The 26,103-nt window shown below is 62.7% G+C and carries 22 protein-coding genes; 14 read left to right on the top strand and 8 right to left on the bottom strand.

The genetic code is table 11. The features are described 5' to 3' along the window. Positions 1-375 precede the first annotated feature (375 nt). Together groL and groES are read right to left on the bottom strand one after the other, a co-directional pair. Positions 376-2,016 carry a chaperonin GroEL gene (gene groL, locus AC1D1Z_RS06200; protein WP_018244970.1) on the bottom strand — a complete coding sequence of 547 codons (1,641 nt, stop codon included), beginning with the start codon at positions 2,014-2,016 and terminating at the stop codon, positions 376-378. Between the two features lie 72 nt (positions 2,017-2,088). Further along, a complete protein-coding gene (groES, locus tag AC1D1Z_RS06195) occupies positions 2,089-2,385 on the bottom strand; it encodes a co-chaperone GroES (protein ID WP_003545797.1) in 297 nt (98 codons plus the stop codon). A 364-nt stretch (positions 2,386-2,749) separates the two neighbouring features. Between groES and AC1D1Z_RS06190 the strand changes: the two genes are divergently transcribed. The 4 genes from AC1D1Z_RS06190 to AC1D1Z_RS06175 all read left to right on the top strand — a co-directional run bounded on the left by AC1D1Z_RS06190 (position 2,750) and on the right by AC1D1Z_RS06175 (position 8,536). After that, positions 2,750-3,598, top strand: a complete 849-nt coding sequence (locus AC1D1Z_RS06190; RefSeq protein WP_047621936.1) for a TIGR01459 family HAD-type hydrolase — start codon at positions 2,750-2,752, stop codon at positions 3,596-3,598. A gap of 14 nt (positions 3,599-3,612) precedes the next feature. Beyond that, entirely contained in the window at positions 3,613-4,596 is a 984-nt protein-coding gene (locus AC1D1Z_RS06185) for a bifunctional riboflavin kinase/FAD synthetase (RefSeq protein WP_026188634.1), read from the top strand. Between the two features lie 285 nt (positions 4,597-4,881). Beyond that, positions 4,882-7,773 carry an isoleucine--tRNA ligase gene (ileS, locus tag AC1D1Z_RS06180; RefSeq protein WP_047622117.1) on the top strand — a complete coding sequence of 964 codons (2,892 nt, stop codon included), beginning with the start codon at positions 4,882-4,884 and terminating at the stop codon, positions 7,771-7,773. 133 nt (positions 7,774-7,906) lie between these two features. Then, on the top strand, positions 7,907-8,536 hold the full coding sequence (locus AC1D1Z_RS06175; RefSeq protein ID WP_026231134.1) for a hypothetical protein: 630 nt from the start codon (positions 7,907-7,909) through the stop codon (positions 8,534-8,536). 49 nt (positions 8,537-8,585) lie between these two features. On the opposite strand, the gene AC1D1Z_RS06170 is transcribed toward AC1D1Z_RS06175, so the two are convergent. After that, positions 8,586-9,023 carry a nucleoside deaminase gene (locus AC1D1Z_RS06170; RefSeq protein ID WP_047621938.1) on the bottom strand — a complete coding sequence of 146 codons (438 nt, stop codon included), beginning with the start codon at positions 9,021-9,023 and terminating at the stop codon, positions 8,586-8,588. A gap of 90 nt (positions 9,024-9,113) precedes the next feature. Here AC1D1Z_RS06170 and AC1D1Z_RS06165 point away from each other — a divergent pair, with 90 nt between their 5' ends. The 3 genes from AC1D1Z_RS06165 to AC1D1Z_RS06155 are packed head-to-tail and all read left to right on the top strand — an operon-like array spanning position 9,114 to position 12,660. After that, positions 9,114-11,225, top strand: a complete 2,112-nt coding sequence (locus AC1D1Z_RS06165) for a pseudouridine synthase (RefSeq protein ID WP_477849846.1) — start codon at positions 9,114-9,116, stop codon at positions 11,223-11,225. After that, positions 11,206-11,766, top strand: coding sequence for a 16S rRNA (guanine(966)-N(2))-methyltransferase RsmD (rsmD, locus tag AC1D1Z_RS06160; protein ID WP_017959156.1), 561 nt, complete (start codon positions 11,206-11,208; stop codon positions 11,764-11,766). The genes AC1D1Z_RS06165 and rsmD overlap by 20 nt, the downstream gene beginning before the upstream one ends. Positions 11,767-11,778: 12 nt before the next feature. Continuing rightward, positions 11,779-12,660 carry a patatin-like phospholipase family protein gene (locus AC1D1Z_RS06155; RefSeq protein WP_477849843.1) on the top strand — a complete coding sequence of 294 codons (882 nt, stop codon included), beginning with the start codon at positions 11,779-11,781 and terminating at the stop codon, positions 12,658-12,660. Positions 12,661-12,800: 140 nt separating this feature from the next. On the opposite strand, the gene AC1D1Z_RS06150 is transcribed toward AC1D1Z_RS06155, so the two are convergent. The 3 genes from AC1D1Z_RS06150 to AC1D1Z_RS06140 all read right to left on the bottom strand — a co-directional run bounded on the left by AC1D1Z_RS06150 (position 12,801) and on the right by AC1D1Z_RS06140 (position 15,653). Continuing rightward, positions 12,801-13,349 carry an EVE domain-containing protein gene (locus AC1D1Z_RS06150; protein WP_477849841.1) on the bottom strand — a complete coding sequence of 183 codons (549 nt, stop codon included), beginning with the start codon at positions 13,347-13,349 and terminating at the stop codon, positions 12,801-12,803. A gap of 3 nt (positions 13,350-13,352) precedes the next feature. Next, positions 13,353-13,718: a VOC family protein gene (locus AC1D1Z_RS06145; protein WP_477849839.1), complete on the bottom strand. Its 366-nt coding sequence runs from the start codon at positions 13,716-13,718 to the stop codon at positions 13,353-13,355. A 120-nt stretch (positions 13,719-13,838) separates the two neighbouring features. Then, on the bottom strand, positions 13,839-15,653 hold the full coding sequence (locus AC1D1Z_RS06140; protein WP_115157036.1) for a monovalent cation:proton antiporter-2 (CPA2) family protein: 1,815 nt from the start codon (positions 15,651-15,653) through the stop codon (positions 13,839-13,841). Between the two features lie 119 nt (positions 15,654-15,772). Between AC1D1Z_RS06140 and AC1D1Z_RS06135 the strand changes: the two genes are divergently transcribed. From AC1D1Z_RS06135 to lpxK, 6 genes are all read left to right on the top strand, one after another. Then, the gene (locus tag AC1D1Z_RS06135) at positions 15,773-17,119 is read left to right on the top strand and encodes a TldD/PmbA family protein (protein WP_018244982.1); all 1,347 of its coding nucleotides are present in this window, start codon (positions 15,773-15,775) and stop codon (positions 17,117-17,119) included. Positions 17,120-17,195: 76 nt separating this feature from the next. After that, a complete protein-coding gene (locus tag AC1D1Z_RS06130; protein ID WP_446965535.1) occupies positions 17,196-18,005 on the top strand; it encodes a 3'(2'),5'-bisphosphate nucleotidase CysQ in 810 nt (269 codons plus the stop codon). Positions 18,006-18,066: 61 nt separating this feature from the next. Beyond that, positions 18,067-18,315: a DUF4170 domain-containing protein gene (locus tag AC1D1Z_RS06125; RefSeq protein ID WP_018244984.1), complete on the top strand. Its 249-nt coding sequence runs from the start codon at positions 18,067-18,069 to the stop codon at positions 18,313-18,315. Between the two features lie 170 nt (positions 18,316-18,485). Then, positions 18,486-19,805: a lipid IV(A) 3-deoxy-D-manno-octulosonic acid transferase gene (waaA, locus tag AC1D1Z_RS06120; protein WP_028734924.1), complete on the top strand. Its 1,320-nt coding sequence runs from the start codon at positions 18,486-18,488 to the stop codon at positions 19,803-19,805. A 9-nt stretch (positions 19,806-19,814) separates the two neighbouring features. Then, positions 19,815-20,537, top strand: coding sequence for an HAD family hydrolase (locus AC1D1Z_RS06115; protein ID WP_446947592.1), 723 nt, complete (start codon positions 19,815-19,817; stop codon positions 20,535-20,537). Between the two features lie 282 nt (positions 20,538-20,819). Beyond that, positions 20,820-21,878 carry a tetraacyldisaccharide 4'-kinase gene (lpxK, locus tag AC1D1Z_RS06110; RefSeq protein ID WP_018449370.1) on the top strand — a complete coding sequence of 353 codons (1,059 nt, stop codon included), beginning with the start codon at positions 20,820-20,822 and terminating at the stop codon, positions 21,876-21,878. 98 nt (positions 21,879-21,976) lie between these two features. Here lpxK and AC1D1Z_RS06105 read toward each other — a convergent pair whose 3' ends face one another. Together AC1D1Z_RS06105 and mutL are read right to left on the bottom strand one after the other, a co-directional pair. Beyond that, positions 21,977-22,207, bottom strand: coding sequence for a DUF2093 domain-containing protein (locus tag AC1D1Z_RS06105; RefSeq protein WP_003588271.1), 231 nt, complete (start codon positions 22,205-22,207; stop codon positions 21,977-21,979). A gap of 171 nt (positions 22,208-22,378) precedes the next feature. Continuing rightward, entirely contained in the window at positions 22,379-24,181 is a 1,803-nt protein-coding gene (gene mutL / locus AC1D1Z_RS06100) for a DNA mismatch repair endonuclease MutL (protein ID WP_446994026.1), read from the bottom strand. Between the two features lie 183 nt (positions 24,182-24,364). Here mutL and AC1D1Z_RS06095 point away from each other — a divergent pair, with 183 nt between their 5' ends. Then, positions 24,365-26,086, top strand: a complete 1,722-nt coding sequence (locus tag AC1D1Z_RS06095) for a response regulator (protein WP_112906032.1) — start codon at positions 24,365-24,367, stop codon at positions 26,084-26,086. Positions 26,087-26,103 lie beyond the last annotated feature (17 nt).

Genomic DNA, 26,103 nt, shown 5'->3' with positions numbered 1-26,103 from the left:
GAGGGTTTTGGAAGCGTTTTCACTCCGCGTCAGGCCGGAAATCTTGCCGCAACACTGTGTTCTCTCGCATGTTGGCAAGCTGAGAAAGACGCGGGCAGCGCAAGCCTGGCGCAAGCTTCGCGCCGCGGAGTCGGCAATAGGAGCCAGGCAAACGTTTCATCGCTATGCCAATTGGGCCGGGCGTCGAATCGCTTTGGACAAAAGAAAGGGCGACCCGAGGGCCGCCCTTCCTGTTCCGGATACCGGAATGGTGGTCAGTGATGGCTTTCGCCGATCACATCATGTCCATACCGCCAGTTCAGCGCGCTTGACGCGCTGAACCATCTTAGACGATGGGCGATTTCATGAACGATGCTGTGAAAGGCCGTTGGCCTATCACATCATGTCCATACCGCCCATGCCGCCCATGCCGCCCGGCATGCCAGCAGGGGCATCCTTCTTCGGCAGTTCGGCGATCATGGCTTCGGTGGTGATCAGCAGCGATGCGACAGAAGCAGCGTTCTGCAGCGCCGTGCGAACGACCTTGAGCGGGTCGACGATACCCATGGCGATCATGTCGCCATATTCGGATGTCTGGGCGTTGTAGCCGAAGTTGTCTTCGTTCTTGTCGAGGACCTTGCCGACAACGATCGAGGCTTCGTCGCCTGCGTTTTCAGCGATCTGACGAACGAGCGACTGCAGGGCGCGGCGAACGATGTTGATGCCGGCTTCCTGGTCGTCGTTTGCACCCTTGACGGTGATCTTCGTGGAGGAGCGGAGCAGAGCGATACCGCCGCCGGGGACGATGCCTTCCTGAACAGCAGCGCGGGTCGCGTTGAGCGCGTCGTCGATGCGGTCCTTCTTTTCCTTCACTTCAACTTCCGTCGAGCCGCCGACGCGGATGACGGCAACGCCGCCAGCGAGCTTGGCAAGGCGTTCCTGCAGCTTCTCGCGGTCGTAGTCGGAGGTGGTTTCTTCGATCTGAGCCTTGATCTGGGCAACACGGCCTTCGATGTCGGTCTTGGCGCCCGAACCGTCGACGATCGTGGTGTTTTCCTTGGAGATCGAAACCTTCTTGGCACGGCCGAGCATGTCGAGCGTGACGGATTCGAGCTTGATGCCGAGATCTTCAGAGATGACAGTGCCGCCCGTCAGGATGGCGATGTCTTCGAGCATGGCCTTGCGGCGGTCGCCGAAGCCAGGCGCCTTGACGGCAGCGATCTTGAGGCCACCGCGCAGCTTGTTGACGACGAGCGTTGCGAGGGCTTCGCCTTCGACGTCTTCAGCGACGATGAGGAGCGGCTTGCCGGTCTGGACGACAGCTTCGAGAACCGGGAGCATCGACTGCAGGTTCGAGAGCTTCTTCTCGTGAAGGAGAATGAAGACATCTTCGAGGTCTGCGATCATCTTTTCCGGGTTGGTCACGAAGTAGGGGCTGAGGTAGCCGCGGTCGAACTGCATGCCTTCGACGACTTCGAGTTCGGTTTCGGCGGTCTTGGCTTCTTCAACCGTGATGACGCCTTCGTTGCCGACCTTCTGCATGGCTTCAGCAATGTCGAGACCGACCTGCTTGTCGCCATTGGCCGAAATCGTGCCGACCTGTGCAACTTCTTCCGAGGTGGAGATCTTCTTGGCCTTGGCCTGGAGATCCTTCACGACGTCAGCAACAGCAAGATCGATGCCGCGCTTCAGGTCCATCGGGTTCATGCCGGCGGCAACGGCCTTGTTGCCTTCGCGAACGATTGCCTGGGCAAGAACGGTTGCAGTCGTGGTGCCGTCGCCGGCGATGTCGTTGGTCTTCGAAGCAACTTCGCGGACCATCTGGGCGCCCATGTTTTCGAACTTGTCTTCGAGTTCGATTTCCTTGGCGACCGAAACGCCGTCCTTGGTGATGCGCGGAGCGCCGAAGGACTTGTCGATGATGACGTTACGACCCTTCGGGCCGAGCGTGACCTTCACTGCATCGGCGAGAATGTCGACGCCGCGCAGCATCTTTTCGCGCGCGGTGCGGCCAAACTTGATTTCTTTAGATGCCATATTCTTAACTCCTGAATTCGAGTTGTTCGGGCAAAAGGCCCGTCAGCCATTTCGGGAAAGCAGGTCGGCCGATCAGCCGATGATGCCCATAATGTCGGCTTCCTTCATGATCAGAAGGTCTTCGCCGTCGATCTTGACTTCGGTGCCGGACCACTTGCCGAACAGGATGCGGTCGCCAGCCTTGACGTCGAGTGCGACAACCTTGCCGGACTCATCGCGCGCGCCGGAGCCGACGGCGACGATTTCGCCTTCCTGCGGCTTTTCCTTGGCGGTATCGGGAATGATGATGCCACCCTTGGTCTTGGCTTCGGACTCAACGCGGCGAACAACGACGCGGTCGTGAAGGGGGCGGAAGTTGGTGCTTGCCATTGTCTAATCCCTCGATCGAATGACATTCGCGGACCGGAGTGGCCCGCATGGATAGGTGTTAGCACTCCCTTGCGGTGAGTGCTAGCGACGAGCATTTAGGGATGGCTCCGAAAGGAGTCAATGAGAGCAATCACGAATTTTTGCGCCGGAATTGTGAAGAGGCCGGAGAATAGTCGGAGATTGCGGCCGAAACCCGGCGCAGCCGAACTCGTCCGCCTTGGGATGGGATCGTCAAGCTTTGCCCATCCACTCCCGCCGATCGCCGGTCGAAATCTTCCCATTGGCCGGCAGCAAAGAAAATGCCTTGCCATCGCCTTGCGCCTTTGCAATGTCACCGGTGACTGAAGCAAATCGGGAAATCGGAATGGCGAAGCGGATAGAAAACTTCTCGGAGATAACAAGTCACTATGATGTGGTGCTCTGTGATGTCTGGGGCGTCGTTCACAACGGCGTCGATCCGTTCCCGAAGGCGGCAGCCGCCCTTGAAGCGGCACGCGAGAGTGGCGTCGCCGTCGTCCTCATCACCAATTCGCCGCGTCTTTCCTGGCAGGTGGTCGAGCAGTTGCGCCAGATCGGCGTTCCCGACAGCGCCTATGACAAGATCGTCACCTCGGGCGACGTCACGCGCCGGCTCATCTCCGAAGGGCCGAAGACGGTCTTTCTGCTCGGCCCGGAGCGCGACAAGGCGCTTCTCGAAGGCATTGGCGTCGAGCGCCGGCCGGCGGGCGAAGCGCAATCGCTGGTCTGCACCGGCTTTTTCGACGACGAGACCGAGAAGCCGGAGGATTACACCGACATGCTTCTCGACTTCAAAGCCCGCGACGTGCCGATGATCTGCGCCAATCCCGACCTCATCGTCGAGCGCGGCCATCGCATCATCCCCTGCGCCGGCGCCATGGCCGCCTATTACGAACAGCTCGGTGGCAGCACCCGCATCGCCGGCAAGCCGCACCGGCCGATCTACGAGGCGACGCTGGCCGCTGCCCGCGAGCTTCGCGGTGATTTCCCCGTCGACCGAGTGCTGGCGATCGGCGACGGCATGCCGACCGATGTGCGCGGTGCCTTGAATTATGGCCTCGACCTTCTTTACATCAGCGGCGGTATCCACGCTAGGGAATACACCCTCAACGGCGAAACCGACGAGGCGATCCTCAACGCCTATCTCGAACGGGAAAAAGCCGCGCCGAAGTGGTGGATGCCACGCCTTGCATGAAGAGAAGCCAGCCGATGACCGTCTTCCACCGCAATGAAACCCGGGAACCCTTGCCCGCCCATCTGAAGGGCGGCGTCATTGCCATCGGTAATTTCGACGGCGTGCACCGCGGCCATCAATCGGTGCTGAGCCGCGCGCTCGAAATTTCCAAGGCGCGCGGTATCCCCGCTTTGGTGCTGACCTTCGAGCCGCATCCGCGCACGGTCTTTCGGCCACAGGCGCCGGTCTTCCGCCTGACGCCCGCGCCGCTGAAGGCCCGCATCCTTGAAACGCTGGGTTTCAGCGCCGTCATCGAGTATCCCTTCGACTACGAATTCTCGCAGCGCTCGGCCGATGATTTCATCCATTCGATCCTGAAGGATTGGCTCGGCGCCTCCGAAGTCGTCACCGGCTTCGATTTCCATTTCGGCCGCGGCCGCGAGGGCGGTCCCGCCTTCCTGATGAATGCCGGCCATAGCTACGGCTTCGGCGTCACGTTGATCGATGCCTTCCGCGACGAAAACGCCGATGTCGTCTCTTCAAGCCATATCCGCGCCCTCCTGAAGGAGGGCAGCGTCAGCGAAGTCGCCGGCATGCTGGGCTACCGCTACACGGTGGAAGCCGAGGTGATCGACGGCGAAAAGCTCGGCCGTCAGCTCGGTTTCCCGACGGCCAACATGCGCCTGCCGCCGGAGGTCGATCTTGCTGCCGGCATCTATGCCGTCCGCTTCCGCCGTCAGGACGGCACGCTCCACGATGCCGTCGCAAGCTACGGCCGCCGGCCGACGGTGACGGAAAACGGCGCACCGCTGCTCGAAACCTATCTTTTCGATTTCAGCGGCGATCTCTACGGCCAGCTCTGCTCAGTCTCCTTCTTCGGCTATATTAGACCTGAGCTGAAATTCGACGGCCTCGATCCGCTCGTCGCCCAGATCAAACGCGATGAGGAAGAGGCGAGGGCGCTGCTTGCGGGTGTTACGCCGCTCAGTGCGCTTGATGGGAAACTGTGCTTTTCCTAAGGTCGCCTTGAGTGCGGCTGTCGCTGGCATACCGTCAATTCCAGCCGTTGATGCCGATTGCTAGCCGCCAATTCTTCTCTTCCTTTTCCCGGCAAAAACGCCTATGAACCGGCGCGATGACGAAATTTCGGCTGGCAATGATGATGCGAATTATCGGCCCGGCCTTCCGCGCGCGCTAAGCGGCCGGAAGGTCCGGGTTTTCAGCGCTTGGAAACGAGCGCTTCCGCCACCAGCTATTTCACGCCCGTTGCGCCCTTTCCGGGCCGCCAGAAACGATTGCCAGACATGACCGACACAGCCGAAAAGATCGACTATTCGAAGACCCTCTATTTGCCCGAGACTGATTTCCCCATGCGCGCCGGCCTGCCGCAGAAGGAGCCGGAACTCGTCAAGCGCTGGCAGGAGATGGGTCTCTACAAGAGACTGCGCGCTTCCGCCGCCGGCCGCGAGAAATTCGTCCTTCACGACGGTCCGCCCTATGCCAACGGCAACATCCATATCGGCCACGCGCTGAACAAGATCCTCAAGGACGTCATCAACCGCTCGTTCCAGATGCGCGGCTACGACGCCAATTACGTGCCCGGCTGGGATTGCCACGGCCTGCCGATCGAATGGAAGATCGAAGAGAAGTACCGCGAGAAGGGCAAGAACAAGGACGAGGTCCCGGTCAACGAATTCCGCCGGGAATGCCGTGAATTTGCCGCCGGCTGGATCAAGGTCCAGGCGGAAGAGTTCAAGCGTCTCGGCATCGAGGGTGACTTCGACAATCCCTATACGACGATGAACTTCCACGCGGAGTCGCGCATCGCCGGCGAACTCTTGAAGATCGCCGCAAGCGGTCAGCTTTATCGCGGCTCCAAGCCGATCATGTGGTCGGTCGTCGAGCGTACCGCGCTGGCCGAGGCAGAAGTCGAATACCAGGACTATGAGAGCGATACGATCTGGGTGAAATTCCCCGTCGTCGAAGGTCCGGCTGCGCTCAAGGATGCATTCGTCGTCATCTGGACGACCACGCCCTGGACGATCCCCGGCAACCGCGCGGTCTCCTTTTCCGAGCGTGTTTCCTACGGCCTCTATGAGGTGACGGCCGCCGAGAACGATTTTGGCCCGCGCCCGGGCGAAAAGCTGATCTTTGCCGATAAGCTGGCCGAGGAATCCTTCGCCAAGTCCAAGCTGCAGTACAAGCGCTTGAGCGATGTCTCTTCGGCTGACTTCGCAGCGATGACCTGTGCGCATCCCTTCAAGGGTCTCGGCGGTGGCTATGAATTCCTCGTGCCGCTGCTCGATGGCGATCACGTCACCGACGATGCTGGCACCGGTTTCGTGCACACGGCGCCAAGCCACGGTCGCGAAGACTTTGATGCCTGGATGTCGGCTGTCCGCACGCTTGAGGCCCGCGGCGTCGAGACCAAGATCCCGTTCCCGGTCGACGACGGCGGCTTCTACACATCAGACGCCCCCGGCTTCGAAGGCGCCCGCGTCATCGACGACAACGGCAAGAAGGGCGATGCCAACGACCGCGTCATCAAGGAGCTGATCGCCCGCGGCGCGCTCTTTGCCCGCGGCCGGCTGAAGCACCAGTATCCGCATTCCTGGCGCTCGAAGAAGCCGGTCATCTTCCGCAACACGCCGCAATGGTTCGTCTATATGGACAAGACCCTTGCCGACGGCACGACGCTGCGTTCGCGCGCGCTCGGTGCAATCGACGACACGCGCTTCGTGCCCGTCGCCGGCCAGAACCGCCTGCGCGCCATGATCGAAGGTCGCCCGGACTGGGTGCTCTCGCGCCAGCGCGCCTGGGGCGTGCCGATCGCCGTCTTTGCCGACGAGCAGGGCGAGGTCCTGGTCGATGAAGCCGTCAACGCCCGCATCCTCGAAGCCTTCGAACATGAGGGCGCTGACGCCTGGTTTGCCGAAGGCGCCAAGGAGCGATTCCTCGGGAATGATCATGACCATTCCCGCTGGACGCAGGTCATGGATATTCTCGACGTCTGGTTCGACTCGGGCTCGACGCACACCTTCACGCTCGAAGACCGTCCGGATCTGAAGTGGCCGGCCGATCTTTATCTCGAAGGTTCCGACCAGCATCGAGGCTGGTTCCATTCGTCGCTGCTGGAATCGGCTGCCACCCGTGGCCGTGCGCCTTACGACGCCGTCCTCACCCATGGCTTCACCATGGACGAGAAGGGCGAAAAGATGTCCAAGTCGAAGGGCAACGTCACCGCGCCGCAGGAAGTGATGAAGGACGCCGGCGCCGATATCCTGCGCCTCTGGGTCATGACCTCGGATTATGCCGACGACCTGCGTGTCGGCAAGACGATCATCCAGACCAATGTCGACGCTTATCGCAAGCTGCGCAACACCATCCGCTGGATGCTCGGCACGCTCGCCCACGACAAGGGCGAGGAGATCGCGTTTTCCAATCTGCCAGAGCTGGAGCAGCTGATGCTGCACCGGCTTGCCGAGCTCGACGAGCTGGTGCGCGAGAACTACGATGCCTTCGACTTCAAGAAGATCGCCCGCGCACTGATCGATTTCGCCAATGTCGAGCTTTCGGCCTTCTATTTCGACGTCCGCAAGGATGCGCTCTATTGCGATGCGCCGTCGAGCCTGCGCCGGCGTGCCAGCCTGCACGTCATCCGCCAGATCTTCGATTGCATGGTGACCTGGCTCGCCCCGATGCTGCCCTTCACCACCGAGGAGGCCTGGCTGTCGCGCAACCCGTCCGCCGTGTCCGTGCATCTTGAGCAGTTTGCTCCGGTTGCAAAGGAATGGCGCAACGATGCCTTGGCCGAGAAGTGGAAGAAGATCCGCGCAGTGCGTTCGGTTGTGACCGGCGCTCTGGAAATCGAGCGCAAGGACAAGCGCATCGGCTCCTCGCTGGAAGCGGCTCCGCTTGTCCACATTGCCGATCCGGAGCTGTTAAAGGCGCTGGAAGGCCAGGACTTCACCGAGGTCTGCATCACCTCGGCAATCGAGATCAAGGCCGGCGAAGGACCGTCGGATGCTTTCCGCCTTGCCGAGGTGCCTGAGGTCAGCGTCGTGCCGAAGCTTGCCGAGGGTGAAAAATGCGCCCGCTCCTGGCGCATCACCAGGGATGTCGGCTCCGATCCCGAATATCCCGATGTTTCGGCCCGCGACGCTGCTGCCCTTCGCGAACTTGCCGCGCTCAAGTGAAGAATATTGCCGGATGAATTGCGCTTTCGCGGTTCATCCGGTAAAAGCTGCCTGAAAATGGCCGGATTTTTGCGTCAGGGGGACGGTTGTCCGGTTGGGCGAGGATTGCACCGGCAGGGCTGGAAGGGTTTTCATGTTAGCAACGCATTGGTTCCGTATGGGCGCCTGCCTGTCTGTTGTAGTGGCGGGATGCTCCCTGGTGTCCAGTTGCGCCAGCAGCCCGACCTACGGCACGGACAAGACCGCCATGGAACAGCTGACCGACGATCTCGGCCAGTCCGTGTCGTTGACCGGACCGGACCCGAAGAACAAAGGCGTCAAGTACACGCCGCGGCCGACGCTGGTGCTGCCGGCACAGGCGCAGAAAGAGACCCTCGTTGCGCCGCAGCAGACGGTCGCCAACAAGGACAATCCGCAATGGCTTGAATCGCCGGAGGAGACCCGCGCCCGTCTCGTTTCGGAAGCCGACGAGAATTCGGACAATCCGAATTACCGCTCGCCTCTGGCCAGCTCGGCAATCGAAGGCGGTCGGCGCACGACGGAAGCCCAGACCAAGGCCTATCGTGAAGCCCGTGCCCTGCAGAAGGGCTCCTATGTCGATCAGCGCCGTTATATATCAGATCCGCCGCCCGGCTACCGCACCGTCGACGATCCGGCAAAGCTCGATGATGTCGGCGAGCCCGAGCTCAAGAAGCAGAAGAAGCGTAAGAAGGAAGCAGCTGTCGCCAACACCGGCAAGCAGTGGTGGAACTTCCTGCAATAGCTTTTTCGGCGCCGACAAGGATGACGTCGGCGCGCACCGGCGCTGGGGATTACGGCGCCTCTCTCCTTTGCGAAAAGAACTTTCGCAGCATATCGGCCGATTGAACCTCGTTGAAGCCGGAATAGACTTCCGGGGCGTGGTGGCAGGTCGACTGCCCATAGAATCGCACGCCATTGTCGACTGCGCCGCCCTTCGGGTCCTCGGCGCCGTAATAGAGCCTGCGGATACGCGCAAACGAGATGGCTGCTGCGCACATGGTGCAAGGCTCCAGCGTCACGTAGAGATCGGCACCGACAAGGCGCTCTTGTCCAAGCGCTTCGCAGGCGAGCCGGATCGCGGCGATTTCGGCATGCGCGGTGACGTCTTTGAGCTCGCGCGTACGGTTTCCCGAGCGTGAAACGGCAATATCGTCGATAACGACGACGGCGCCGATCGGCACCTCACCGCGTTCTCCGGCCGCGCGCGCTTCTTCAAGCGCCATCTCCATGAAACGATTTGTCTTCACGATCGCAAGAATTTCCACTTAACCGCAGATGCGTGACCTGATAGACAGGCCCAAAAGGCAGGCAAACAACAAATGACACCCAAAGACAAGCCAAAACGCCCGGGCGCAAAGCCCCTTTCACGGGATATCAGGTCGAAAGCCGGCCCGAAGGCGGACGGCGAGAAGCCGGCAAAGCCTGCGGCCGCACGCGCGATCGCCGCCGAGACCGATGGCGAGGCCAAGGCCGAACGCATTTCCAAGGTGATGGCGCGCGCCGGCGTTGCCTCCCGCCGCGACATCGAACGCATGATCATGGAAGGCCGTGTGACGCTGAACGGCAGGGTGCTCGAAACCCCGGTCGTCAACGTCACACTCGCCGATCGGATCGAAGTCGACGGCGTGCCGATCCGCGGCATCGAGCGCACCAGGTTGTGGCTCTATCACAAGCCGGCCGGCCTCGTGACCACCAATGCCGATCCGGAAGGCCGCTCGACCGTGTTCGACAACCTGCCGGAAGAGCTGCCGCGCGTCATGTCGATTGGCCGCCTCGATATTAACACCGAAGGCCTGCTGCTGCTGACCAATGACGGTGGTCTCGCCCGGGCGCTCGAGCTGCCGGCGACCGGCTGGCTGCGGCGCTACCGCGTCCGCGCCCATGGCGAGATCGATCAGGACGCGCTCGACAAGCTGAAGGACGGCATCGCCGTCGACGGTGTGCTCTATGGCTCGATCGAGGCGACGCTCGACCGCACGCAAGGCTCGAACGTCTGGATCACCATGGGCCTTCGCGAAGGCAAGAACCGCGAAATCAAGAACGTGCTGGGCGCGCTCGGCCTCGACGTCAATCGCCTGATCCGCATTTCCTATGGCCCGTTCCAGCTCGGCGACCTGCCGGAAGGCCATGTGATCGAAGTGCGCGGCCGGACACTGCGCGACCAGCTCGGCCCGCGCCTCATCGAGGAAGCCAAGGCGAATTTCGACGCGCCGATCTACAATGCGCCGGCCGTCGCTGCCGAGGATGAGGCAGAGCCCGCAGCACCGGAAAAACGCGAGCGTCCGCGCCGCGACGAGGACAAGCGCGAACGGGCGCTGAGCCGCCTCGACACCAAGCGCGACGACCGCCACGGTGGCGCGCGCAAAGAGGACGACCGCCGCGATGGCGGGCGCCGGGACGATGAAAGGCCAAAGCGTCCGCAGCCGCTCGGTCAGCGCCGTAGCGCCAATGTCTGGATGGCGCCGGGCGCCCGGCCGCTCGGCGAAAAGGCTGCTGCGAAAGCCGCCAAGAATGCGCAGACCGCGCGCCGGCGTGGCGAGCCGGCGCCTGCCAAGAATGATCGCATCGAGGATCGCCCGCGCACACAGGTGAACCGCGTGCGCGAAGAGGATGGCGAATGGATCCGCTCGAGCGAGCAGCCCCGTCGCAAGGATGAGGGCGAGGGCTTCGGCCGCAAGCGTTCCTTCGGGGATCGCCCCGCCCGCGAAGACCGCGGTTTTGGCGACCGCCCGGCGCGCGGCGAACGGCCGTTCAGTGATCGTCCCTCGCGTGGGGATCGGCCCTTCGGCGACAAACCGCGCGGTGATCGCAAGCCGCGTGCGGAAGGTGACGAGCGTCCTCGTGCCGCCAGAACCTCCGCCGGCGAAGGCCGTTCGGAGCGTCCGCGCGGCGATCGGCCGTTCGGTGATCGCCCCTCGCGTGGGGATCGGCCCTTCGGCGACAAGCCGCGCGGTGATCGCAAGCCGCGTACGGACGGCGACGAGCGTCCCCGTGCCGCCAGAACCTCCGCCGGCGAAGGCCGTTCGGAGCGTCCACGCGGCGACCGGCCGTTCGGTGATCGCCCCTCGCGTGGAGACCGGCCCTTCGGCGACAAGCCGCGTGGCGATCGCAGGCCGCGCGAGGACGGTGATGAGCGCCCGCGGGCAGCCAGAAGCTTTGCCGGAGAGGGGCGCTCCGAGCGTCCGCGCGGTGAAAGACCGTTCGGGGACAAGCCCTCGGGTGACAGGCCTTCTGGTGACAGGCCGCGCGGCAAGGGCTTTGCGGCCAAGCCCGGTGGGGCCAAGCCTGGTGGGGCCAAGAGTTTTTCCGGCAAGCCGAAAGGCGCCAAGCCGAGCGGTGACAGGCCGGGCGGCGACAGGCCTGCAGGCGGGCCGTCCAGAGGTGGTGCTAAAGGAAAGGGAATGACGCGCGGTGCGGATCGTCGGCGGTGAGTTTCGCGGACGGCCTCTCGCCGTGCCAAAATCCAACGAGATCCGGCCGACTGCCGACCGGACGCGCGAGAGCCTGTTCAATATATTGAGYCATGCCTATCCGGAATGTGTCGATGGCACCCGGATTCTCGACCTTTTTGCCGGCACCGGCGCCGTCGGCCTCGAAGCGGTTTCACGCGGCTGTCGCCATGCGCTCTTCGTCGAAAACAGTGTCGAGGGCAGGGCGCTGCTCTGGGAGAACATCGATGCGCTCGGCCTGCACGGCCGCACGCGCATCCTGCGCCGGGATGCGACCGATCTCGGCAGCGTCGGCAATCTCGAACCCTTCGACGTGCTCTTTGCCGACCCGCCCTATGGCAAGGGTCTCGGTGAGAAGGCGATGGCGGCGGCGGCCGAGGGCGGCTGGCTACGGCCGGGCGCAATCGCCGTGCTCGAAGAACGCGCCGATATTGTCGTTTCCGTCCACCCTTCCTATGTTTTCCTCGAAAGCCGCATCTTTGGCGATACGAGGGTGCATTTCTTCCGATATCAGCCGCAATAAGCGGGGGCGGGCGTGCAGCAGGCAGAGATCATCAGCCCGAAATTGCCCGCGATCAGCGATCTGCCAACGGTTGCGGTCGCTTTCGGCGGCGGCGGCGCGCGCGGGCTTTCTCATATCCACATCATCGAGACGCTGGATGAACTCGGCATCCGCCCGGTGGCGGTATCGGGCTCGTCGATGGGCGCGATCATGGGCGCCGGCATGGCTGCCGGCATGTCCGGCGCCGAAATCCGCGAACATGCGCTGACGACCGTCGGCAACAAGACGGCGGTCGTCGCCCGCATTTGGGGCCTGAGACCGGCGACGGTGCGCGATGCGGTGGCCAAGGGTATCCGCATTGGCCAGTTCAATCTGGAGCGGATCCTGAAAGCCTTCCTGCCGTCCGAACTGCCGGCCCGCTTCGAGGACCTGCTGGTTCCGATGAAGGTGATCACCACCGATTATTACGGGCAGTGCGAAGTCATCATCGAGCAGGGCGAGCTCGTTCCCGCACTCGCCGCCTCGTCCGCCATCCCCGCCGTCTTCATGCCGGTGCGCCTGCGCGACCGCGTAATGATCGACGGCGGCATCAGCAATCCGGTGCCCTATGAATGCCTGATGGATCTTGCCGACATCGTCGTCGGCATCGATGTCGTCGGCGCGCCGGAAGGCGACGGCACCCATATTCCGAACCGCATGGAGAGCATCTTCGGTTCCGGCCAGCTGATGATGCAGACGGCGATCTCGCTGAAGCTCAAGCTTCGCCCGCCGCACATCTTCCTGCGCCCGACGGTCGGCCGCACCGGCGTCATGGATTTCCTCAAGGCCCGCGAAGTCCTCGCCATGTCCGTCGGCGTCAAGGACGATTTGAAATTCGCCCTTGACCGGGAAATCGAGGCGCGGCTGAAACGCTAGAGCAATTCCAGGAAAAGTGCGAAGCGGTTTTCCGCCCGGAATTGCTTAAGAACAAAAAGTTAGAGCGGCTCTGCGCTTCAATGAAAAGCTGAACCGCTCTGTCGCTCGGATTGGCCGTTGGTCCACGGATGAAGGCTTGGTCAGCCGATGTTCGGTGCGATGGGCCGTGCAGACCCGCGCGAAGATGGACGGGTCAAGGAAGCGGAGGCTGGGGCCCGTGCGGTTTTTCGCGAGGTTCCAAACCGGTCGGGCAGCCCAAATTCCGCGGGAGTTTCACCGAGCATCGCTTCGGCTATCAGCTCGGCATCGTCATTGTCGATCTCGAAGAGGCCAAAGCGCAGTTGATAGCCCCAGTTTGCCCAACCGCTTGTGAAGGATAGTCGGTCGAGCAGTGGCCGGATAGGCGTTTCCATGGCCGGCCACCAGGCGACATCCCGCCTCCAGGGGCGGAAGTCGGGATGAACTTCCACCTGATATGCGTCAGTTTCCTTAACCATGCCAATTGCAGTCAACGCTTGCAGCCGATCCCTGCCGCCAAATGTTTCGGTCGGCGAATAGTAGATCACGCGGTCACCAGGCGCGCTCCGCCTAAGCGGAGCGGCCTTTCCGTGACAAACCTGCATGAAACCCGCTTCCCGCCCGATGCGTACATGGTTTGCCGATGCCACTGCGATCCAGTTGCGGGACATGTTTCAGCCTTCCGCCACGTTATAGACGCGCAGGCGATGCCCGTCGGGATCCGCCGCGACAAAGCTACGGCCGAAATCGAGGTCGGTCGGCGGCAAAAGGATGGTCGCGCCCTTGCCTTGCCATTCGGTGTGAAGCGTATCGACCAGGTCTGCTGTCGCGACTTTGAAACCGAGGTCGCAGCCGCCGCCCGTGGGCGCCGGCTCAACGCCCGTCTTGCCCCAGAGTCCAAGTGCCAGACCCGAAGGCAGGATGAACATCGCGAAGGTCGGGCTGGCCTCAACGGCGTTCAGCCCGAGCAGTCGGGTATAGAAGCTGGCGCTCTTTGGCGCGTCGGCGACGAAGAGTAGAATGCTGTTGCTGTCGATCACGGTAAGCTCCTGTTTGTCAGTCAGGAGGACATTTACAGAAACATGCTGACAGATTCTGGCAGTAGCGAGTCCCCGGCGGCGAGTTCGCCACGCTCAAGCTTCGCACGTCCTGGAGTTGATCTAAGCGTCCGCCGTCGCATCCGCCGTTCCGGCCAGCGGATCGTCCTCGAAGGGATCGGCAGCACGCTTCGGCTTGACCAGCGGTTCGGGGCGGACGGGGTGGGAAAACAGCATGTCGCGCCCGGCCTGCAGCCCTTCGGACACCTGCAGCACCAGACGCGCCTCGTCGCGCTTGCGGATATCCTCGCCGATTTCATAGGCGTCGACCTCGGAAACGCCAAGCGCCTCCAGTGTTCGCCGCCCGAAGAGCAGGCCCGATTCCAGCGTTTCACGCAGCTCGTAGTCGACACCCTTGTTGCGCAGTTCGATCGAATGGATGCGGTCGTAGGAGCGCACGTAGAGCCGCGTCTGCGGATAGTCGGCCTGCACCAGCTCCACCACCTTGTCGGTGATTTCCTTCTTCTGCGTGCAGACGAGCACGATCTTCGCCCGGTCGATGCCGGCCGAGCGCAGCACGTCCTTGCGGGCGCCGTCGCCGAAATAGATGCGGAAGCCGAAGGAGGAGGCCTGGCGGATGCGGTCGGCCGAAAAATCGATGACGGTGACGCTGCGCCCTCCGGCAAGCAGGATCTGGGCGGCGATCTGGCCGAAACGCGAGAAGCCGACCATCAGTACGTCGGCGCTGGCGCCCTCGAAATCCTCGTCCAGCTCCTCCTGCTCGTCGCCGCGCAGCAGCCGCTTCGAAAGGGCCGATCCGATCGGCGTCAGCGCCATGGACAGCGTGACGACCGCGACCAGCAGCGAGGCCGTGCTCGTCGACATCAGCCCGACCGTACCCGCCGTGGTGAACAGCACGAAGCCGAATTCGCCGCCCTGCGGCAGCAGGAAGGCAATGCGGATCGCATCGTCGTGCGGGGAGCCCGAGATCCGGCAAAGCCCATAGATGACGATCGCCTTGACGGCCATGACGATCGGCACGGCGACGATGACGAAGAGCGCGTTGTCGGCGAGAACGTCGAGTTCCAGCGACAGGCCGACGGCGATGAAGAAGATAGCGAGCAACACGCCGCGGAAAGGCTCGATATCCGCCTCCAGCTCGTGCCGGTAGGAGGATTCGGCAAGCATCACTCCGGATAAGAAGGCGCCCATCGCCATCGAAAGCCCGGCAAGTTGCATCAGGCTCGCCGATCCCATGACGACGAACAGGGCGGCCGCGATCATTGCCTCGCGCGCGCCGGTCCGGGCGATGATCTGGAAAAGCGGCGTTAGCAGGTAGCGTCCCATGACGATCATCGCCGCAACCGCACCGACGGCCACAGCGAAATCCAACAGCGGTGCGTTGTTGCCCTTGTCGCCGCCATCGAGGATGGTGATCAGCGCCAGCAGCGGCACGATTGCCAGGTCCTGGAACAGCAGCATCGAAAAGGAACGTTGCCCGTATCTGGTGTTGACGTCGCCGTCGCCCTCGAGGATCTGCATGGCAAAGGCGGTCGAAGACAGCGCCAGGCCAAATCCGGCAACGATGCTGCCGCGCCAGTCGAGAACTTGGGAAAACCAGGCAAGTGCGGTCAGCGCCAGCCCCGTCACCACCACCTGCGCCGTGCCGAGGCCGAAGATGTCGCGCCGCATCTGCCAGAGACGGGTGGGCTTCAGCTCCAGTCCGATGATGAAGAGCAGGAAGACGACGCCGAGTTCGGCGACGGCGAGGATCTGTTCGCCATCGGTGATGCCGTGGAAGACCGGGCCGATGACGATGCCGGCGGCGAGGTAGCCGAGCACCGTGCCGAGCCCGAGCTTCTTGAAGATCGGAGCGGCGACCACCGCGCCGCCAAGCAGCAGGATCGTTTCGGAAAAAAGGGCATTGGGCGCTGACATGCTGACAATTTCTTTCAACGGCAGGGAGCACGCAGGCAGCCCCGATAAAGAATCGGCGGCGGCGGCCTTGATGCTTGGGAGAGTGCACAATAAATGGAAGCCGAAGGAAAGGCCAAATCATGTCCTCTGAAATTGATTCCTCGACACTTCTTTCCCGCGCAACTCAATTGATCGATCTGGCAAGGAAGGCAGGGGCTGATGCCGCCGATGCCGTCGTCGTCCGGTCGCGCTCGCAATCGGTCAGCGTGCGCCTCGGCAAGGTCGAGGGCACGGAATCCTCCGAAAGCGACGATTTTTCCCTGCGCGTCTTCATCGGCAAGCGCGTCGCCAGCGTTTCGGCCAATCCGGGCTTCGATCTTCAGGCGCTTGCCGAACGCGCCGTTGCCATGGCCAAGGTTTCCCCGGAAGACCCCTTCGCCTGCCTGGCGGATGAGGCGAGCCTTTCGAGATCCTATCCCGACCTGCAATTGCTCGATACCACGGAGGTCTCCTCCGAGATGCTGCGCGAGGCGGGTCTTGCGGCTGAGGCGGCCGCGCTTGCGGTCAAGGGTGTCACCAATTCCTCCGGCGCCGGCGCCTCAGCCGGCATGGGCGGCCTCGTTCTTGCCACCTCGCACGGATTCGAAGGCAGTTACATGGCCTCGCGTTTCGGCCATTCCGTCAGCGTCATCGCCGGTGAAGGCACCGGCATGGAGCGCGATTATGATTTCGACAGCCGTCTCTATTATGCCGAGCTCGACGACCCCGCTGAAATTGGCCGTCGCGCCGGCGAACGGGTGATCAAGCGCGTCAATCCGCGCCAGGTGCCGACCGGCAAGGACGTCACGGTGATCTTCGACCCGCGTGTCGCCCGCGGCTTCGTCGGCCATATCGCCGGTGCGATCAATGGTGCTTCCGTCGCCCGGAAGTCCAGTTTCCTGCGCGACAGAATGGGTCAGCAGGTGCTGAAGTCGGGCCTGTCGATCACCGACGATCCGCTGATCGTGCGTGGGCCCTCCTCGCGGCCCTTCGATGGCGAGGGTGTGTCCGGCGAGCGGCTTGTCATGATCGAGGATGGTGTTTTGAAGCACTGGTTCCTCTCGACCTCGACCGCGCGCGAGCTCGGCCTCGAGACCAACGGCCGCGGCGTACGCGGCGGCACTGCCGTCTCGCCTTCCTCCACCAACCTTGCGTTGGAACCCGGCGACATTTCGCCGGAGGATTTGATCCGCAGCGTCGGCAACGGTTTTTATGTCACCGAATTGATCGGCCACGGCGTCAACATGATCACCGGCGAATACAGCCGCGGCGCCACCGGCTTCTGGATCGAGAACGGCGAACTCACCTTCCCGGTCTCCGAGGTGACGATCGCCTCGAACCTCAAGGAGATGTTCATGCGCCTGACGCCGGCAAACGACATCGATCGCAAGTTCGGCGTCGCGGCCCCCACCTTCGCCATCGAAGGCATGACGCTTGCCGGACGCTAGAGCATGATGCCGAAAAGTGTGCGCGGTTTTCGGACGACATCATGCTCCAACTGTAGTTCAGAAATGGATTGATCTGATGAGCGACATGGAGAAAGCCCGGTGGCAGAGCGATCTCACGCTGATCGCCGATGCTGCGAGAGAGGCGGGCGCCGTCGCTTTCGGCTTCTTCAACCAGTCTCCCGAGGTCTGGTGGAAGAACGAGGACCGGTCTCCTGTCAGCGCTGCCGATTTCGCTGCAAACAAGACGCTCGAGACCATCCTGCGCAAGGCCCGGCCGGATTATGGCTGGCTGTCGGAGGAAACCGACGACGATGCCGACCGTCTCTCACGCGAGACGCTGTTCATCGTCGATCCGATCGACGGCACGCGCGCCTTCCTCGGCGGGCAGAAGGTCTGGTGCGTTAGCGTTGCGGTGGTTCATCGCGGCCGGCCGGTGGCCGGCGTGCTCTATGCCCCGGCGCTAGAGGAGCTCTATGAGGCGGTTGAGGGCGGCGTGGCGCTGAAGAATGGCGTGCCCTTCACCGTCTCGGCCGCCGGACCGGAAGAGATGAGCCGCCTTGCGATCGGCGATGACCTGCTGAAGACCTTTCCGACGGCGTTCCGCGACCGGGTGACGCGCGAGAAATATATTCCCTCGCTCGCCTATCGCATCGCCATGGTGGCGGATGGTCGTCTCGAAGGCACCTTCGTCAAGGGCAATTCCCATGATTGGGACCTTGCAGCCGCCGATCTGATCCTTGTCTGCGCCGGCGGCGGCCTCGTCGACATCGAAGGCCAGCCGATCGTCTACAACCGTGCCGAAGTCACCCACAAGGTCCTCTGCGCGGCCCCAACGCCCCGCCTCGGCGAATTCCTCGCGGCCTTTGCGGGGCGACGAGACAGTTGACGTTTCCGTCAAAATCCCGCAGATGGGTGGCGGAGGAGAATAGGCAGAAAGAGAACAAAAAATGACTGAATCCGGTGACAAGAAGCAACTTCTGCATCTCGTTTTTGGCGGCGAACTGGAAAGCCTCGATGACGTCCAGTTCCGTGATCTGCAGGGTCTCGATATCGTCGGCATTTTCCCGGATTATGCCACGGCGCTGACGGCCTGGAAGGCGAAGGCGCAGCAGACGGTCGACAATGCGCATATGCGCTACTTCATCGTCCACATGCATCGTTTGCTTGATCCGCAGGAAAAGGCCAGGGGCAACTGACCTTGGCAAGTGCTGCCGGCCGGCCGCTCGTCGAGCGGGGCTTTGGTGCATCGGGCGCCGTCGATCCGGATTGTTGGACGCATTCTGAACAAATTAATCGGCCATTGCGGCCGCAACGATAATTAGGGAATGGGTTTGATGTCGATCGGGTTTGATCGGAGGCTGGCGCAATGAGCTCCCGGATGGCGCGCTTCGGTCTGAACGCATACCGTCTGGCGGGAACCGTGGCCTCTCCTGTGGTCGGCCTCTATATCACCTACCGCACGGCCAAGGGCAAGGAAGACCGGGCCCGCCGCCTGGAACGTTTTGGCTATCCGAGCGCCAACCGGCCGCAAGGCCCGCTCGTCTGGTTTCATGCTGCAAGCGTCGGTGAAACCAACGCCGTCATCCCGCTGATCCGTGAAATCCGCCGCCGCGACATTCATGTCATCCTGACGACCGGCACCATCACCTCCGCCAAGCTCGCCGCCGAGCGCCTCGGCCAGGAAGCGATCCATCAATATGTGCCGCTCGACCTGAAGCCCTCCGTCAGCCGCTTCCTCGATTATTGGCAGCCCGATTGCGCCATCATCGCCGAATCCGAGATCTGGCCGGCAACGGTGCTGGAACTCGGCCACCGCCGCATTCCGCAGATTCTGATCAATGCCCGTATGTCGGACCGCTCCTTTGCCCGCTGGCGCCGGCGCCCGGCGATCGCCGAAGCCTTGTTCGAGAATCTTGCCCTCGTCATCGCCCAGTCGGATGTCGATGCCGAACGTTTCCGCGATCTCGGCGCTGTCCCCGTCATCACCTCGGGCAATCTGAAGGTCGATACCGACGCACCACCTTATGACAGCGCTGTCCTCGCCCGCTATAAGAAGCAGATCGGCGAGCGCAAGACCTGGGCGGCGATCTCGACCTTCGACGGCGAGGAGAATGCCGCCGCCATCGTTCACCGGGCGCTGAGGGAGCGCGATCGTCAATTGACGATCATCGTGCCGCGCCATCCCGAGCGCAGCGACGAGATCGAAGCGGCCCTGGTCAAGCAGGGGCTGAAGGTCGCCCGCCGCACCCGCGACGATGTCTTGTCCGCCGATGTCGATATCTTCCTTGGCGATACGATCGGCGAAATGGGCCTCTATTTGAGACTGACGGAAATCGCTTTCGTCGGCCGCTCGCTCTTTGCCGAAGGCGGCCAGAATCCGCTGGAGCCTGCCATGCTCGGCTGCGCCATTCTCTCCGGCGGCCATGTGCAGAATTTCCGCGATGCCTATCAGAAGCTTGCCCGCAGCGGCAGCGCCCGCATGGTGCGCGATACCGAAATGCTGGCCAAGGGCGTGCATTACCTGCTGATCAACGACGAAGCCCGCCGCAATATGATCGAGGCCGGTATCACCGCCGTGCACGAGATGCGCGGCGCGCTGACGGCGACAGTGAAGGGGCTGGAACCCTATATCAATCCGCTGACGGTGAAGGCGCGGCTGTTGCCCAAGGCCGTGGCCCAGGTCTAAGGAGATATGATGTCGGTAGCGTCCCCTATCAAAGGCATTCTCTTCGACAAGGACGGCACGCTGCTCGACTATGATGAGAGCTGGCTGCCGGTCAACCGCGAGCTTGCCCGCATCGCAGCCCAGGGGGATGAGCTTCTCGCCGACCGGCTGCTTTCGGCTTGCGGCATGGATCCGGTGACCGGCCATATCGTTCCCGACAGCCTGCTTGCCGCCGGCAATACCCGCCAGATCGCTGAGGGTCTCGTTGCCGCGGGCTCGATGGTCGATGTCGGCGAACTGACGGTCCGCCTTGACGAGCTCTTTTCCAGCGCTGCCGAATTTTCCGTGCCGGTGACCGATCTTGCCGGTTTCTTCGCCCGGCTGCATCGGCGCGGCTTCAAGCTCGGCGTTGCCTCCAGCGACAATGAACGATCGATCCGCCAGACGGCGGAACGTTTCGGTTTTGCCCACTACATCGACTACATCGCCGGCTACGACAGCGGCTTCGGCGTCAAGCCGGAGCCGGGCATGGTGCTCGGCTTCTGCGCCGCGACCGGCCTTTCGCCTGAAGAGGTTGCCATGGTCGGCGACAACAACCACGATCTGCATATGGGTCTGAATGCCGGGACGGGGCTGCGGATCGCGGTGCTCACCGGCACCGGTTCGCGGGAGACGCTTGCCGCTGCAGCCGATCACGTGCTTGACGATATCACCGCCATCGAGACCCTGTTGCCCGATCTGCAGCCCGCCTGACCGCCGGCACTTAACCCCGAAAATCGGAATAGATTTTCTGGGTTAAGTGCCGGTTCAAAATCGTAGAGCGTCCTTGACCTATCCTGTCGGAGGCGCAGTGCTGTAAGGGCTTGCATTTTTTCAGGTTTTGGCTTCTCAATCCGGCCGGTCGAAAAGCAAGGGGCTGGCTGTGGCTAAAACAATTCCAGCAAAAGTGCACAGCGGTTTTGCCAGGAAAAGCGCGCAGCGACTTTCCCAAGGGATTGCGTGAGAACAAGCCGGGCAGGGGAGCGGGACGGCAAGATGATATCCGAAGCGCCACCGTTCTGGTGGAGGAAAGCCGATTGGCGGGCCTGGCTGCTGCTGCCGCTTTCTTTTCTCTATGGCCGTATCGCCGGCCACCGCATGGCCCATGCGCGCCGCGCCTCCGTTCCGGTTCCCGTCATCTGCGTTGGCAATTTCACCGTCGGCGGCGCCGGCAAGACGCCGACGGCGCTGACGATCGCCCGCGCCGCCAAGGCGAAGGGGCTGAAACCCGGCTTTCTCAGCAGGGGTTACGGCGGTTCGCTCGATGTGACGACCGTCGTCGACCCCGATCATCATCGGGCGGGCGCCGTTGGCGACGAGCCGTTGCTGCTTGCCCAGGAAGCGCTGACGGTGATTTCCCGCCGGCGCGTCGAAGGGGCTGCGCGTCTGGTGGCGGAGGGCGCCGATCTCATCATCATGGATGATGGGTTCCAGAGCGCCCGGCTGGCGATCGACTATGCCCTGCTCGTTATCGACGCGACCCGCGGCCTCGGCAACGGCCATATCGTGCCGGGCGGTCCGGTCCGCGCGCCGATCCGCCAGCAGCTGCGTTCTGCGACGGCGCTGCTCAAGGTCGGCGGCGGCAATGCCGCCGACAGGATCGTCCGGATGGCGGCGCGGGCGGCAAAACCCTATTTCACCGCATCGCTGAAAGTGCGCGGCGACAATACGCTGGCCGGCACGAAGGTACTTGCCTTCGCCGGCATCGCCGATCCCGCGAAATTCTTCCGCACGGTCGAATCCCGCGGCGCCGAAATCACGGTCGCCAAGTCCTTCGGTGACCACGAGCACCTGACTGAGGAGGAGATCGACGACATTCTGACGACTGCCGAGCGTCAAGGTCTCTTGATCGTCACCACCTCCAAGGATTTCGTCCGCCTCTCCGGCCATCCCGGCAAGGCGGCGCAGCTCGCCGAAAAGAGCCGGGTGATTGAGGTCGACATGGTATTCGAGGATCACCTCGCCCCAAGCCTCATCATCGACCGGGCGATCGTCGCCTGCCGCGAACGGCGCCTGCGGGAGATCAAAACTGCGGCCAAGGCAGTTCCAGGATAAGTGTGACGCGGTTTTCCCAGGCAAAGCGCGAAGCGGTCTTGCCGGGAATTGCGTAAAAAGCTGGAGCAGTTCTGTAATTCCAGGGAAGCTGAGAGGCTCTAGCGCCGCTGGTTCGGCAGCACGCCGGCGCGTTTGTCGGCCTCGATCGCCGAGATCACGTCGGCATAGGGCTCCTGCCGGGCAACACTCCAGTAGCGCAATTCATCGAGCGGGATCTGTTTTCCCGTCATCGCGCAGACGACATAGGAGCCGGGCGAGAGAATCTGGAAATCGCCATCGAGATACCGGATCTTCGCTTCGCGGTTTCCGTGTCCTTCGAACAAATTCATGCGCTCCGTTCCCTGCAGTCTGTCATTAAAGCATGTTGCGCAAAAGTGTGCCGCGGTTTTGCGATCACGACATGCGGAACACCAAAGACCCAAAGCGTGGCAAGCGAATCTGAAAGATCGCGACACGCTTTAGTCTGCCATACTCCCGAAAGGGTTGCTTTTCCAGCTTTTTTAGCTTCTACCGAAAAGCCGCTCGATATCGCTGAGCTTCAATTCGATATAGGTCGGCCGGCCGTGATTGCACTGGCCGGAGCCGGGCGTCACTTCCATTTCCCGCAGCAACGCGTTCATTTCCTCCGGTCGCAGCCGCCGTCCGGAGCGCACCGAGCCGTGGCAGGCCATGGTCGCCGCCACATATTCGAGCTTGGCCGATAGGCCCGACGCCGTGTCCCATTCGGCAATCTCGTCGGCAAGCTGGCGGATCAGCCCATGCGCATCGACCTCGCCGAGCATTGCCGGCGTCTCGCGCACGGCAATCGCGCCTGGGCCGAAGCGCTCGATCGCAAGGCCGAGTTCGGAAAGCTCGGCCGCATGCTGCATCAACCGGTCGCAATCCTCTTCCGGAATGTCGATGATTTCGGGGATGAGCAGCACCTGAGAGGCCAGCCGCTTGGAGTGCAGCGCCTTGCGCATTGCTTCGAAGACCAGCCGCTCATGCGCAGCATGCTGGTCGACGATGACGAGCCCGTCCTCGGTCTGGGCAACGATATAGTTGGCGTGGATCTGCGCCCGCGCCGCGCCGAGCGGATACCGTGCGTTTGGTTCGGGGGCTGCCGGCTGCGGCGAAAGCTGCGGTTCGGCCCGCGCCGTCGGCATCGAAAGTCCGTCGAAGGACGCCTGTGGCCGCTCGCCGAAACCCGTTGTCGGCTGAAAGGGCCGGGAGGGCGATGTCTCGGCCGACCATCCGCCCTGCGACCGCTGGGTATTCGGCTGGAAGCCGGGGCGGAAGGAACGCAGCATGTCGCTCGCCCCGGTCGTTGCCGCCCGGCTGCCGTCGCGCGCCAAGGCCTCGCGGATGGCGCCGACGATCAGACCGCGCACCAGGCCAGGATCGCGGAACCGCACGTCGGATTTTGCCGGATGCACGTTGACGTCGACGAGAGCGGGATCGAGCGTGATCGACARCACCGCCACCGGATAGCGTCCGGATGGGATCGTCTCGGCATAGGCGCCGCGGATCGCCGAGAGGATCAGCTTGTCCTGCACCGGCCGGCCGTTGACGAAGGCATATTGATGAGCGGAGTTGCCACGGTTGAAGGTCGGCACGCCGGCAAAGCCGGTCAGCGAGATCTCTTCGCGCACGGCGTCGAGCGCAATCGCATTGTCCCGGAATTCCCTGCCGAGCACCTGCGCCATGCGCGCCAGATGATCGTCGCCAGTCGCCGGAAATTCCAGTGTCGTGCGGTCCGAGCCCGACAGCACGAAACGCACCGCCGGAAAGGCGATCGCCATGCGCTTGACGATCTCGGTAATGGCGCCGGCCTCGGCTTTCTCCGTCTTCAGGAATTTGAGCCGGGCCGGTGTGGCAAAGAACAGGTCGCGCACTTCGACGATCGTCCCGGGATTGGCGGCAGCCGGGCGCATATGCGCGATTTTGCCGCCGGTCACGGCGATCTCGTGGCCGCCTGTGCTGTCGCGCTTGCGGCTTGCAATGCTGAGCCTCGCGACCGAGCCGATCGAGGGCAGCGCCTCGCCGCGGAAGCCGAGCGTACGGATATCTTCGAGCGTCTCCGATATCTTCGAGGTGCAGTGGCGCCTGACCGCCAGTTCCAGATCGGCCGCGTCCATGCCCGAGCCGTTGTCGCTGACGCGCAGCAGCGCCTTGCCGCCGCCAGCCGTGGCGATTTCGATACGCGTCGCGCCCGCGTCGAGCGCGTTTTCGATCAGTTCCTTGGCAGCGCTCGCCGGCCGTTCGATGACTTCGCCGGCGGCGATCTGGTTGATGAGCGTTTCGGAAAGCTGTCTGATGGCCATGGGCTATTTTCGGGGATTCGCGGGCCGGAGGGAAGGGCTTTCGATGCGCTTTCCCAAAGCGTGATCACCGCCGTCTCCGAATTTGGGGGTGGCTAGTGTTAAGCCGGTTTTAACATAAAAATGGCATTTCTAATCACATACTTCCGGAAGCTGTGAAATCGAACAGATGTGGGACGCAATGGAATGAGTGCCGGCTTCGAAAAGGCGGACACATCATCAGAAATCGATGGGTCTCCCGCCGAGGCCGATCTGCAGACGGCGCTTTTCGATGTGGTGTGCGACAGCCTTTCCGCAGCTTTCATCATCTACGACAAGAACGATCACCTGATCTTCGCAAGCCGCCAGACCCTCGAATTCTTTCCGCTGCCCGCCGAAATGCTGAAGCCGGGCACGCGGCTTCGCGATTTCCTCGGTGCGATGTACGACACCGGCATTCGCCAGCAGTACGATGTCAGGCAGGGCGGCTCGCTGAGCCGCGAGGACTGGCTGTCGCAGAAAATCGCCTCGCATTGGCGTGAGCGCTTCGACGCCGTCGAGCGCCACGGCGCCGACAGCTGGGTCCGTTTCGTCAAGCGCAGGCTGCCGGGTGGTTACGGCGTCACCATCATCTCCGACATTTCCGAGAACAAGAAGCGCGAAGAGCAATGGCGCTCCGATCTGGAGCGCGTGCAGCTCACCGAGGACATTCTCGACAATCTGCCGTTTCCGCTTTTCGTCAAGGACCGCAACCTCACCTATGTCGCGGTCAATCTCGCCTTCTGCGAGAAATATCAGACGAGCGCCGACGAGGTGCTCGGGCGCAAGAGCGGTGATCTTTTTTCAGAGGAGATCGCCAAGCGTTTCGAGGAGAGCGATCGCCACGTACTGGAGACTGGCGAGATGTCCGTCTCTCGCCAGCGTCAGATCTCCCGCGACGGCATCGAACGCGACATCGTCAGCCGCAAGCACCGCATCGGCAAACCCGGCCGCTATTTCCTGGTATCGACCATGCAGGACCTGCCGCGCGACGGCGCCGATCTCGACGAGTTCGGCCAAGCGTCCGCGATCACCGCCTCCAGCAATCAAAGCTACCGCCGGGCCTATGTGCCGGTACCAACCGGCGTCGAGCGGCGCGAACCGGCGGCGATGGAAGCGATCGTTCCGGAGAATTTCTCCGGCCGCAAGGTCCTCGTCGTCACTGCCGACCTCGCAGCCGAGACCGCCGCGCTGCGGACGCTGACGAAATACGGCTTCGAATCCTGCTCGGTCCGCGGCGAGGACGAAGAGGAGCGGTTCCTGGAAATCGCCACCTCCTCCGGCATCTCGCTCGATCTCTTGATCATCGACAACCAGATGGGTATGCGCTGCCTCGAGCTCGCCGAGCAATACGGCATCCCGGCGCTCGTCATGGACGGTTTCCAGATCGCCAACGAGCTCACATTCCAGATCGCCCGCCATTTCAATCGCAACAGCCGCAGCGCTGCCGGTTCGGATACGGATTGGGAAATCAGCATTTCCGACGATGTGGTCGGCCTGCAGGTTCTCGTGGCCGAAGACAACGATATCAACCAGATCGTCTTCTCGCAGATCCTCGAAGGCCTCGGCTACCGCCATATGCTGGCAGCGACCGGCGACGAGGCCGTGCGCCTCTGGGCCGAGCACCGGCCACAGATCGTGCTGATGGATATTTCCCTGCCCGGTTTCAACGGCTTCGAGGCCGCGCGCCTCATCCGGCAGATGGAGGAAACCGGCGGCGGCACCCGCACTCCGATCATCGGCGTGCTCACCCAGGCCTTCGAGCGCGACCGCGCCGAATGCGTCAAATCAGGCATGGACGACGTCATCATGAAACCCGTCAGCCCCGATATGCTTGAGACGGTGTTTCAGAAGTACCTGATGGACGAACCTATGCGGGCGCGAAACTAGAAGGCGATACCCGTCAA

The sequence above is a fragment of the Rhizobium sp. P1_E1 genome, from assembly GCF_056406015.1.
The sequence above is the reverse complement of the archived record's forward strand: the minus strand, read 5'-3'. Positions and strand labels throughout refer to the sequence as shown.